Annotated in this window: 14 protein-coding genes; 4 read left to right on the forward strand and 10 right to left on the reverse strand. The window is 51.8% G+C overall.

All coding sequences use genetic code 11. The features are described 5' to 3' along the window. The first annotated feature begins 96 nt into the window (after window positions 1–96). The gene (gene hemB, locus LVJ83_RS10515) at window positions 97–1,098 is read left to right on the forward strand and encodes a porphobilinogen synthase (protein ID WP_244784475.1); all 1,002 of its coding nucleotides are present in this window, start codon (window positions 97–99) and stop codon (window positions 1,096–1,098) included. 126 nt (window positions 1,099–1,224) lie between these two features. On the opposite strand, the gene LVJ83_RS10520 is transcribed toward hemB, so the two are convergent. From LVJ83_RS10520 to LVJ83_RS10560, 9 genes are all read right to left on the reverse strand, one after another. After that, complete coding sequence (locus LVJ83_RS10520) at window positions 1,225–2,310, reverse strand: pseudouridine synthase (protein ID WP_244784477.1); 1,086 nt, start codon at window positions 2,308–2,310, stop codon at window positions 1,225–1,227. A gap of 109 nt (window positions 2,311–2,419) precedes the next feature. Next, window positions 2,420–3,055 (reverse strand): SMC-Scp complex subunit ScpB, encoded by a 636-nt coding sequence (gene scpB / locus LVJ83_RS10525; protein WP_244784479.1) that lies wholly within the window; start codon window positions 3,053–3,055, stop codon window positions 2,420–2,422. Window positions 3,056–3,088: 33 nt separating this feature from the next. After that, entirely contained in the window at window positions 3,089–3,424 is a 336-nt protein-coding gene (locus LVJ83_RS10530) for a hypothetical protein (protein WP_244784480.1), read from the reverse strand. A gap of 317 nt (window positions 3,425–3,741) precedes the next feature. Further along, window positions 3,742–4,665 (reverse strand): ribosome biogenesis GTPase YlqF, encoded by a 924-nt coding sequence (ylqF, locus tag LVJ83_RS10535; protein ID WP_244784482.1) that lies wholly within the window; start codon window positions 4,663–4,665, stop codon window positions 3,742–3,744. Window positions 4,666–5,357: 692 nt separating this feature from the next. Then, window positions 5,358–6,212 (reverse strand): RNase adapter RapZ, encoded by an 855-nt coding sequence (gene rapZ / locus LVJ83_RS10540; protein ID WP_244784484.1) that lies wholly within the window; start codon window positions 6,210–6,212, stop codon window positions 5,358–5,360. After that, entirely contained in the window at window positions 6,193–7,155 is a 963-nt protein-coding gene (gene hprK, locus LVJ83_RS10545) for an HPr(Ser) kinase/phosphatase (protein WP_244784486.1), read from the reverse strand. Before hprK ends, rapZ begins: the two co-directional genes overlap by 20 nt. Window positions 7,156–7,158: 3 nt before the next feature. Continuing rightward, window positions 7,159–7,608: a PTS IIA-like nitrogen regulatory protein PtsN gene (ptsN, locus tag LVJ83_RS10550; protein ID WP_244784487.1), complete on the reverse strand. Its 450-nt coding sequence runs from the start codon at window positions 7,606–7,608 to the stop codon at window positions 7,159–7,161. 253 nt (window positions 7,609–7,861) lie between these two features. Then, window positions 7,862–8,764: a 4-hydroxybenzoate octaprenyltransferase gene (gene ubiA / locus LVJ83_RS10555; RefSeq protein ID WP_244784489.1), complete on the reverse strand. Its 903-nt coding sequence runs from the start codon at window positions 8,762–8,764 to the stop codon at window positions 7,862–7,864. 187 nt (window positions 8,765–8,951) lie between these two features. Then, window positions 8,952–9,470: a chorismate--pyruvate lyase family protein gene (locus tag LVJ83_RS10560; RefSeq protein WP_244784490.1), complete on the reverse strand. Its 519-nt coding sequence runs from the start codon at window positions 9,468–9,470 to the stop codon at window positions 8,952–8,954. Window positions 9,471–9,830: 360 nt separating this feature from the next. Between LVJ83_RS10560 and LVJ83_RS10565 the strand changes: the two genes are divergently transcribed. The 3 genes from LVJ83_RS10565 (at window position 9,831) to ykgO (ending at window position 10,838) form a co-directional block, all read left to right on the forward strand. Further along, window positions 9,831–10,295 carry a SixA phosphatase family protein gene (locus LVJ83_RS10565; RefSeq protein WP_244784492.1) on the forward strand — a complete coding sequence of 155 codons (465 nt, stop codon included), beginning with the start codon at window positions 9,831–9,833 and terminating at the stop codon, window positions 10,293–10,295. Between the two features lie 142 nt (window positions 10,296–10,437). Then, window positions 10,438–10,713: a type B 50S ribosomal protein L31 gene (locus LVJ83_RS10570; protein WP_244784494.1), complete on the forward strand. Its 276-nt coding sequence runs from the start codon at window positions 10,438–10,440 to the stop codon at window positions 10,711–10,713. Beyond that, window positions 10,713–10,838: a type B 50S ribosomal protein L36 gene (gene ykgO, locus LVJ83_RS10575; RefSeq protein ID WP_002222621.1), complete on the forward strand. Its 126-nt coding sequence runs from the start codon at window positions 10,713–10,715 to the stop codon at window positions 10,836–10,838. The genes LVJ83_RS10570 and ykgO overlap by 1 nt, the downstream gene beginning before the upstream one ends. Before the next feature lie 143 nt (window positions 10,839–10,981). Here the strand turns inward: ykgO and greB are convergent, their stop codons facing one another. After that, complete coding sequence (gene greB, locus LVJ83_RS10580; protein WP_244784496.1) at window positions 10,982–11,485, reverse strand: transcription elongation factor GreB; 504 nt, start codon at window positions 11,483–11,485, stop codon at window positions 10,982–10,984. Between the last annotated feature and the right edge of the window lie 135 nt (window positions 11,486–11,620).

Genomic DNA, 11,620 nt, shown 5'->3' on the forward strand with positions numbered 1-11,620 from the left:
CACTTTCAGCGTCTCGAAAACAGCACTTTGCTTTTATTACTATTGTTCCAGGCGTACAATATCCCTCTTGATTAAATGTCCGAACAGGTTATTTGAATGAACTTCCCACCGCGTCATATTTATTCAACCCGTATGCGCCGCATGCGTAAAGATGATTTTTCCCGCCGCCTGATGCGCGAACATATCTTAACGGCAAACGACTTGATTTATCCGGTATTTGTTTTAGAAGGACAGAATCAGGAAGAAGCCGTGCAGTCTATGCCGGGGGTTAAACGCCAAAGCTTGGACAAGCTGCTTTATACTGCTGAAGAAGCGCTAAATCTCGGCATTCCGATGCTGGCGCTCTTTCCTGTGGTTACTCAAAACAAAACCGAAACTGCCGAAGAGGCTTTTAATCCCGAAGGCTTAGTGCCGACAACCGTACGGCAATTACGCGAAGCATTCCCTGAGTTGGGGATTATGACAGATGTGGCACTCGACCCCTACACCACTCACGGACAAGACGGTTTGATTGATTCAAACGGCTATGTTTTAAACGATGAAACCATCGCGGTGTTGGTTAAACAGGCTTTATGCCATGCAGAAGCAGGTGCGCAGGTGGTAGCGCCGTCGGACATGATGGACGGTCGGATTGCCGCCATCCGCTCGGCTTTGGAGGATGCGGGCCACATCCATACCCGCATTATGGCTTATTCGGCCAAATATGCCTCAGCTTTTTACGGGCCTTTCCGCGATGCGGTCGGCAGCGCTGCCAACTTAGGTAAAGCCGATAAATACACTTACCAGATGGATCCGGCCAACAGTGATGAAGCCCTGCATGAAGTGGCTTTGGATTTGCAGGAAGGTGCAGACATGGTGATGGTTAAACCCGGTCTGCCTTATTTGGACGTTATTCGCCGGGTCAAAGATGAATTCGGCGTGCCAACGTATGCTTATCAGGTATCGGGGGAATATGCGATGTTGCAGGCGGCCATTCAAAACGGCTGGCTGGATGGCGATAAGGTGATTTTGGAAAGCCTACTGGCCTTCAAGCGTGCGGGTTCAGACGGCATTCTGACTTATTTTGCCATAGAGGCGGCAAAACAGCTGCGCAAATAACGGCTGCTCCGCATTGATATCTTTGAGGCCGTCTGAACTTTCAAACTGGTTTGTGAAAGTTCAGATGGCCTCAAAGATTTATCAACCCGTTTATTACATTCGGTTTAACAAAACACGCTAAATATTTTAAACTTTACGGCGGCGCTCGCCCGGCAGCGGCATATCCGCCCACTTCATGATATTGGCCACTTCTGCGGGATTTAATTCATAAAACTGACCGCGTTTGAGGCGGTTGGGCAGGCCGATCGGGCCGAAACCGACACGCACGAGACGGCTCACGGTTAAGCCTTGGCTTTCAAAAATGCGGCGCACTTCGCGATTGCGGCCTTCTTTAATCACCACGTTATACCATTTGTTTGCGCCCTCGCCGCCCTGCTCATAGATACGTTCAACCTTGGCCAGGCCGTCATCGAGCATCACACCTTCTTCGGTGAGCATTTTCATCTGTTCGGTGCTCATTTCGCCCAACACGCGCACGGCGTATTCGCGCTCCACTTCAAAGCTCGGGTGGGCAAAACGCTGCACCAGCTCGCCCGAAGTGGTGAGAATCAGCAGGCCGCTGGTATTGATATCAAGGCGGCCGATGGCCACCCAACGGCTGCTGGCGGCTTGCGGCAGACGGTCGAAAATGCTGACACGGCCTTGCGGATCATCGCGCGACACGATTTCGCCTTCCTGTTTGTAATAAAGAATGATGCGCGGCAGGCGATCGGCCCATTTCAGGTTGATATTCTGCCCTTTTACCTGCACATGATCGCCCGGCGCTACTTTATCGCCAAGCTGAGCCACTTTGCCGTTTACCTTGACCATGCCTTGGGTAATCCAATCTTCCATTTCACGACGGGAGCCGACGCCCGATGCGGCCAGCACTTTTTGCAGGCGCTCAGGCCCGATGTATTCGCTGTCGACACGCTTGTCTTTCAAATCACGCGCGCGCTCTTGAATTTTTTGGTTCGGCGCACGCACAATCAGTTTTTTGGCGCGAGTGGCACGGTTTTTCGGTGCGGCTTGTTCTTGTGCAGCAGCTTGACCGGCTGATTTATTGCCTGATTTACCGGTTTGCGCAAACGGCGGTTTGCCGGTTTTTACAGTTTTTTTGGCATCGGTTTTCAGGCCGTCTGAATGTTTGCGGGGTGCTTTTTTGGCGGCAGGCTTTTTGCTGCTGCCGCCATCGCGGAATTCGCGTTTGCTGGTGGGTTGTTTGCTTGTCATTTCAGTTCTCCTAACACATTTTCCAAGCGGGAAAACGGTTCTTCTGCGGCTTGCGCGGCAGGATGGTTAAAGTGCACGGCTACCCGTGCGGGGTATTTTTCAGACGGCCTCAGTTTAACAAAGATGAGCCCTCTTCTGTATAACTTTCCACAATTTCGGCCGCTTGCGTATCCGCCGCTTCCTCTTCCGCTTCAGACGGCATCTCCATCAAATCAGGCAACACCAATTCGCCCAGCTCGGTCAGCGGCGGCAGTTCGGTCAAATCACTGAGTTGCAAATCACTGAGAAAGGCTTCGGTGGTTGCCCATAAAGCAGGGCGGCCGACAGTGTCACGGTGGCCGATGGCCTCAATCCAGCCACGGTCTTGCAGGGTTTGCATCACATTGCTGGAAACAGCCACGCCGCGTATACCTTCGATGTCGCCACGCGTAACCGGCTGCTGGTAAGCGATAATCGCCAGCGTTTCCATGACTGCACGCGAATAACGTGGTGTGCGCTGCTCCTGCAGGCTGCCCAAACGCTCAAATGCACGTGCATCGATTTGAAACCGCCAGCCTTCATGGGTATGCACCAATTGCAGCGCACGGTTGTGCCAGCGGGCTTTCAGGGTAGAAAGCACATCAATCAGCTTATCGGCAGAAAGCGGCGGCACACACAATTCACGCATGGCTTTTTCGCTCAACGGCTCGATTTGGGTCATCAACGCAGCTTCAATCAGCGCGTCAGGGGCAAGTTTGTCGTTCATGGTTTTTATCGGGTTTTCAGACGGCCTTATTGATTAAAGGCCGTCTGAAACAGGGTTAATCGGTTTATTCAACACACTGAAACCGCGCTTTTCCGCTTCAGCCTGATTTTGTGTATCAATAGTGTAAACATTGATACTGCCCGTACCGCCGCCACACACCGCCGGAAAAGCCACGCCTTCAAGCCGGCTTTTTTCGGCATGGTAAATGCGGATGCCTTTCAATTCGTTCTGCATCGTTTCAGGCAGCACACCCGCACCTTCACATTGGCGCGAACCATCATGCTTATACACTTGAATGGTTTGGCCGTCTGAAAGATGGGCGCAGGCGGCGAGCAGGCTGCATAATATAGAGATAATCAATGCTTTCATGATGTGTCCTTATCCGGCTTTTCAAACAGCGTTTCAGACGGCCTTCCAATCCGCCATCCGAGGCCGTCTGAAAATATTTCATGCCCATTTACAAAAATAACCTAACGGCATTGGCTAGGGTGTCCGGATAATTTGTTTATGAGGGGATTTTTGTTCCTGAAAATGCAGATGCCAGGCAAAAAACGCAGCAAGATTGGACATCTTGCGAGGCTTTTTAACGCAGCAGATGCGTTTTCAGGGGCAAAATACACCCGTAAATCGGATTGTCCGGACACCCTAGCCTTGCCGTCTTGTTCACTTACTTTTGTGAATAACTATCAGCCTTTGCGGGCGGCTTTTCTGGCTTCGCGTTCGGCCTTCAGCACAGCTTCGTTTTGGCGGGCTTTTTTCAGCCAAGCTTCCCATTGGTGCGGGGTTTCCAATGTGATGCGGCCGATTTGGCCGTCGCGGAAATCGGTAAGAGTGTTTTCGGCCGCTTTTTGGTGGTTGATGCGCCCACCGGGCAGCAAGGCACCGCGTTTGCGGCCTATCCATTCGAGCCAGTCGCTGTCTTGCCAGTGGCTGCTGGCATCTTTGTCGGCCTGATAACGCGCTTGCAGTAAGGCCAGATAATGGCGGCGCAGATAGTCGAGCAGCTCCAGCGCCACCACTTCTTCATCCAGCGCGTTGCGACCGACGGCCCCGCTGGCGGCCAGATTGTAGCCGCTTTCTTCAACGATGATTTTCGGCCACAACATGCCCGGGGTGTCGTAAAGCCAGAAGTCATCGGCCAGAAACAGGCGCTGTTCGGCTTTGGTGATGCCGGGCTCGTTGCCTGTTTTGGCGGATTTCTTGCCGAGCATGCCGTTAATCAGCGTGGATTTTCCCACATTGGGAATACCGCAAATCAATACGCGCAAGGGCTTTTCGATGCCTTTTCGGTGCGGCACCAGCTTACGGCAGGCTTCAATCATTTTGGCGGCGGCGCTGCGGTCGGAAGCATCGAGTGCGATGGCGTTGGTGTTGGGGCGGCTTTGGAATTCGGCCAGCCAGATATCGGTGCGCTCCGCATCAGCCAAGTCTTGTTTGTTGAGGATTTTCAGCTTGGGTTTATCGGCGGAAAGTTTTGCCAACAGCGGGTTTTCACTTGATGCCGGCAGGCGTGCATCAAGCACTTCAATCACCATATCCACGCTTTTTAAGCGTTCGATAATGGCTTTTTTGGCCTTGTGCATGTGGCCGGGATACCATTGGATTGCCATATTGTTCTCTTTATGGTTGCATTATCGGGCATTAGGGTATCCTGACAACGCACATATCATCATTTTTTTTGCGCTAAAAGCACATCTGCTGCATTAAAAATACTCGCAAAATGTCCACAATCTTGTGTACTTTTATCACAAAAAATCTAAATCATTCTGAATCATCAAAACACCCTAGAGAAAAAAGCCGTCTGAACGCTGCTTTTTCCGCCCACTTTGTTCGCAGGCCGGTTTATTCAGCCAACTTCGCGGTTAGGGTATTTTCAAACTGCTGCCGGTGCTGCACATCGGTAAACGCATGATCAGAACCGGCAGGCAGATACCTTTCTCCGTCCGGATAATCAGAAAGCCTTTTATCTTAGCCACGCCGTCAATCCGGTGATACCAATCAGGGCATCGCCATTCTGGCTTTCACAATAAACACCCTCTGCCTGCAAAACCAAATGATTATTTTGTCTATCGCCAGCCTCGGCAAACAGGTTTTTAGACCCATTCACAAAAATCCCCTAACAGCGTTGGCTCACTTTATCGGCTTACTTTTGTGACTGGATATCATAACGTAATCAGGCAGCCGGTAAAAGGCTGCCTGAAATCATGACGGCATTATAGCAGATTGTTTTCTTTTGGTCTTTTTTAACATTTCAGACGGCCTGCTGCTTACCTGTTGCTTACTTAGGCCGTCTGAAAGCGGCTCAACGCCCGGCCAAATTTTGCGCTTGGCGGTGGCGCACCAGTAATTCATATTTTCCGGCCAATTGTTCGGCCAGCTTTTCCACCATATACACCGAACGGTGCTGTCCGCCAGTGCAGCCGATACCGATGGTAACATAGCTGCGGCTTTCTACCTGCATGCGCGGCAGCCAGCGGTTTAGAAAGCTGCCGATGTCTGCCAGCATTTCCTGCGCCAGCGGCTGATCATCCAAATAATTTTGAATCGCTTGATCCATGCCGTTAAAGGGGCGTAATTCAGGATCGTAATACGGGTTGGGCAGGCTGCGCATGTCAAACATAAAATCAACATTGGTAGGCACGCCGTATTTGAAACCGAACGACTCCAATATCACCAGCAAGCCCTTGCTTTCCAGCTTCAGCCACTGCTGCACGCTATAGCGCAATTGCTGAGCATTCATTTTAGACGTATCGATACAATAAGCGATTTCGCGTAAGGGCGAGAGCCATTCGCGCTCTTTATGCAGGCTTTCCAGCAAAGTCAGATTCTGGCCCGACAAAGGGTGGCCGCGGCGGGTTTCGGAGAAACGGCGCACCAACACGCCCTCTTCCGCTTCCAGAAACAACACCTCCACATCATGCCCTTGCCGGCGCAGCGCGCTGATTTGGATTTGCGCTTCTTGGATATCGATGCGCGAACGGATATCGACACTAACGCCCAACTGTTCCACTTCTTCTTGGTCGATATGATGCGACACCAGCGCGGGCAGCAGATTTAACGGCAGGTTATCTACGCAATAATAGCCCAAATCTTCCAAAAGCTTGAGCGCAACCGATTTTCCCGAGCCGGAAAGGCCGCTAATCAATACGATTTTCATGGTTGAGTCCGTCTTCCTTCAGCATGGTTTGATGGCGTTCGAGGAATTCTTTGGTGCTGTCTTTTCCGCGCAACTGCAAAATATAATTGCGCACCGCAGCTTCAACCAGCACGGCCAAGTTGCGGCCGACGGCAACAGGCAGCGTTACCGAGCGGATGCTGACATTCAGAATAGATTCGGTTTCGGTGCGGATACTCAAACGGTCGAGCTGTTTCATATACTCATCGTCAGCCGCAACCAAATTAATGATTAATTGCAAGATTTTTTTCGGACGGATAGAAGTTTCACCGAAAATATGGCGCACATTGAGCACACCCAAACCGCGTACTTCCAAAAAATCACGCAGCATCGGCGGGCAGCGACCGTCGAGCGTTTCCGGGCCGGTGCGGTAAAGCTCCACTGCATCATCGGCTACCAGACTGTGGCCGCGCGAAATCAGCTCCAACGCCAACTCGCTCTTGCCCAAGCCCGACTGGCCGGTAATCAGCACGCCGATTTCAAACACATCGAGAAACACCCCGTGTTTCACCGTTGAAACCGCCAGCCGGCGTTGCAAATAAATCCGCAACACATCCATCAGATAAGGGCTTTCCAGCTTTGAGGTGAGCAGCGGCACATTATGGGTATGGCAGTAGTCGCGCAAAATCGGCGATACCGGCAGGCCGTTGGCCACAATCACCAGCGACATCGGAAAGTCAAATAATTGGTCGAAGTTATAGCTGATTTCGCCCGCCTCCATGCGCTGGAGGTATTCCACTTCGGCCACGCCCAACACCTGCACCTGATTGGGGTGGATAAAATTCAAATGGCCGACCAGCGCCAAAACGGGCTTGTCGGCCTCTACACCGATACGGTTGTCGGCGCCTGCCGTGCCGGCCGCCCAAGCCAGTTGCAGTTTGTGCTGATTGTCTTGATAAAGGCGGCGGACAGATACACTCGGCATAAATTACTCTTCAGTCAGCAAGCGTTGCACTTCTTCCGGCGTGGCCGCAGCGGCCAGCGCTTCACGCACGGCTTTTTGCGAAAATTTGCCGGCCAGTTTTGACAACACTTCCAGATGCTCGCCGGTGGCGTTTTCAGGCACCAGCAACACAAAAATCAACGACACCGGCTTGCCGTCGGGCGCATCAAACGCCACCGGCTCTTTGGTGCGGATAAATGCGCCCACGGCTTTTTTTACCGAAGCATGGCGGCCGTGCGGAATGGCCACGCCCTGCCCTAAGCCTGTGGTGCCGAGCTTTTCACGGGCAAACAGGCATTCGAATACATCCGCGCGCGCCAAGCCCGCTTCATTTTCCAGCAACAGGCCGGCTTGCTCGAATACACGTTTTTTACTGCTGACTTCCAGGTCCAACATAATGTGAGACACCGGTAAAATTTGGCCGATCAGGCTCATAGAACATCTCTTTAACGAGGGTAAGCAAAACAGTTGCCGATTGTACCCACTGTTGTATCAAATCTCAATCCTTGCGCGGCATTTTACATTTCAGACAGCCACCGCAAATCTTAAAATACCTATACATATCAATTAATTAAATTACAAGCACAACCTTACATAAGGCCGCCTGAAACCCGAAGGGGTGATGATAAAAAGTTCCCCCATGCACATAAAAAATCAAAATACACCGTGCAGCGGGCACATACCGAGTTCAACTTATCCACAGATAATGCGCCACAATGGCAAAAAACCAGGCCAAACCGATGCGGTTGTTTTCAAGAAACACACGAAAGCAAGCCCAGCGGTCGCGCGTTTTAATCACCTGATATTGCTGCCACTGCCAATACACCACCAGCGGCAACACCAGCCAATACGGCCATGATGCGCCGATTTGCCAGCCCAGCACCATCATCAGCACGGTAAACCAAAAATGGCACAACATAACTGCCGACACATCGTGATGCCCAAACGTAATCGCCGATGTTTTGATGCCGATTTTCAAATCGTCTTCTTTATCTGCCATGGCATAAATGGTGTCGTAAGCCAGCGTCCACAACACATTGGCCGCAAAAATCAGCCACGCCAGCGGTGGCACGCTGTCGGTCACGGCGGCAAACGCCATCGGTATGCCAAACGAAAATGCCAACCCCAAATAAAACTGCGGCAACGGAAAAAAACGTTTGGTAAACGGATAGGTTATCGCCAGAAACAAAGCCGGCAGGCTCATCAGCCAAGTGAGGCGGTTGAGCGGCAGTAAGCACAACGCCGCCAACAAACACAAAATCAGCAGCAGCAACAGCGCCTCTGATTTGGTGACCAAACCTTGCGCAAACGGGCGCTGATTGGTGCGCGCCACCGCGCCGTCGATGTCGCGGTCGGCAAAATCATTGACCACACAGCCGGCGCTGCGCATCAGAAACGTGCCCAAGGTAAACGCCAATAAAATGGTGAAATCGGGCAAGCCTTCCGAAGCAATCCACAAGGCCCAAAATGTCGGCCACAGCAGCAGCAGCGTGCCGATCGGTTTTTCCATCCGCATCAGCCGGCCGTACACACACAGCCGCCCCACCACATAACGGGGTAGAAATTTAAGCAGTAATCGTTTGATATTCATCTATAATATTATTACGCATTTATGATTGACCGAGGCCGTCTGAAAGTTTTCAGACGGCCTCGAATTATAATCGAATTTGCTCAAAATTTAATGTTGCGTATACATTTTAAAAAATCGCCTGACAGCACCGAGATGCGCCGACCGGCTTTTCAAACCGCCATTATTTGTTTTTACTGCCAACAGCTTATCAATTAGCATCAACAAGGTAATTTTTCAGCGCCGGTAAAAAGCACTCTACCAATCCTAGGGCTTCGCCATGCAGCTTGAAAAACGAGCGACGCGCCGCAAACGCCGTGCCGCCGAACCCGGACAAATCCGTTGCCGCATCCGGCACCGCATATTCAAATGCCGAACGGGACAACGGCAGCGAGCCGTCAAACAAACGCTCGCCCAAAGGCCGGGTGCCGCAATCAAGCAGCGTGCGCCAATGCTCCGCCGAATGTGCACACAAACTGCGCGCCCAAACCACCGGCGTATCGTTCACACACAACAATACATCACGCGCAAACCACTCCGGCGCATCGCCCAAACCATCGGCGAGCCAAACATCTCCGCCAACCGCGCCCAAATGCAGCAGGCGCACGGAAAACCCGTGCCCCAGCGCGCGCAGTGCCACAGTCAGCGAAGGCGCCTGCATCAATGCGGCCGCACCCTCCGTCTCAAGCAAAGGCGGCAATGCCTGCCGCCAAGGTATTAAAACATTCATGCGCCGCATTATATAGGCCGTCTGAAAAGCGCGCTATAATCTTTCACTCGTTCGACAAACAATCCGGCTGCATTGCTTTATCGTCTCTCAATAGAGAGACGGCAATTAAATAACTGCATTTTTTCAATCAATCTAATTTGTTTAAAAAGAGAAATGAATAAAAGATTTTTAGCATTAAAATGATCGGGTGTATAAAACATTCTAGCTTTTATAAACCGACATTATTTTTTAGAATTCGAGCGGGCATGATATTCGGATCGGAAAAGCGGTTGCACGGTGCTTAAGATAGTACACACCGCCCAAACTGCTGTCACGAGCGCATCCCGCCAACATACCGACACCCCGCACAGGAGCCGCAATATGAACCTGATTCTCTGGCGCCACGCCGAAGCTGAATACGGCCCGCCCGATTTAGCGCGCCAACTCACCGAAAAAGGCCGCCGCCAAGCCAGCACCGCTGCCGCCTGGCTGCGCAACCGCCTGCCGCAAGACACACAGGTATGGGTTTCGCAAGCCGCACGCAGCCGCCAGACCGCTGATTATCTGGTGCAGGATTACACCATTCTCGCCACTCTCAACCCCGACATCTATGCCCGCACCCTGCCGCGGCTATTGGAAACAGCTCCCCGCAACGGCACGCTGGTAATTGTCGGCCACCAGCCATGGTTAGGCCAATTAAGCGCATTTCTGCTCAACGGCGATTGGGGCGGCGATGCTTATTGGTCCTATAAAAAAGGCGGCTTTTGGTGGTTTCAGCTCAAACAAGACCATAACGGCTTCCATGCCAAGCTCAAAGCCGTGTTAACGCCGGAGATGTTGGCATAACGGCCGCGCACAACACCGAATCGGCATCAGCCCGGAAACAATATGTGAAAAGAATATGTGAAAAAGCCAACAGCGCAACAGTTGATAATAATTCTTGAATGCGCTATAATTGTTACATTATAACATTTCACAAGGAGTTTTTATGAAACCGAATACCCATCCCGAAAACTACCGCACGGTGCTGTTTTTCGACAGCGGCGCCGATGAGGGCTGGCTGATCCGTTCGTGCGCCAACACCCACGGCAAAACCATGCAGTGGCGCGACGGCAACGAATATCCCGTATTTATGCTTGATACTTCGTCTGCTTCACACCCCGTTTACACCGGCAAACAGCGTGAATACAACACCGAAGGGCGCGCCAGCAAATTCAACCAGCGCTATCAAAGTATGCTCGGCTCATTTAAAAAGGAAAAATAATGCAGGTATTGTCATCTTTAAAAACCGCCAAACAACGCCATCGCGACTGCCAAATCGTGCGCCGCAAAGGCAAGGTTTATGTGATTTGCAAAAGCAATCCGCGTTTTAAAGCACGCCAGCGCTGAGTGCAAACATCTCTTCATAAACAAATGATCAGGATACCCTAGGCATCCTGACCATTCATATATCATTATCTTTTTAACACAGCAGAACAAAGGCCGTCTGAATCATTTAAGCTTTCAGACGGCCTGGTTTCAGCCGAAACCCGCTATTCGATTTTGAGATACGCTACCGATAAAATCTCAATCACCTCGCGCCCGTCCGGGCCGTGGAGCACCACCTCGTCGCCTTCACGCGCTTTCATCAGGCAACGTGCCAACGGCGACACCCATGAGATTTTGTTGCGGGCGGTATCGATTTCATCCACGCCCACAATTTTCACCGTCTGCTCGCTGCCATCGCCGCGCAGCAGCGCCACCGTGGCGCTGAAAAACACCTGATCGGTGGGCTCGCGCGCTTCCGGGTCGACCACCACCGCCGCTTCCAGCCGTTTGGTGAGAAAGCGGATGCGGCGGTCGATTTCGCGCATCCGCCGCTTGCCGTAAAGATAATCGCCGTTTTCGCTGCGGTCGCCGTTGCCCGCCGCCCAGTTGACAATCTGCACGATTTCCGGGCGCTCTTTGTGCACCAATTGATAAAGCTCGTCTTTCAGCGCCTGCCAGCCGCCGGGCGTGATGTAGTTTTTAGGGGGAGATTGCGGAGTGTCGCTCATGATGCCGGATGCCGTCTGAAAAAAAAAGAAGAGGCTTATTCTACTGCTTTTGCTGCATGATACCAATGCAAAAAAAGCAAACGGCCTGTGTCGGGTTGCTTTGCCTTTCCGGCTGATACCCTTCACAAAAATAAC

This window comes from Uruburuella testudinis, from assembly GCF_022870865.1.
GTDB classification, from domain to species: Bacteria; Pseudomonadota; Gammaproteobacteria; order Burkholderiales; family Neisseriaceae; genus Neisseria; species Neisseria testudinis.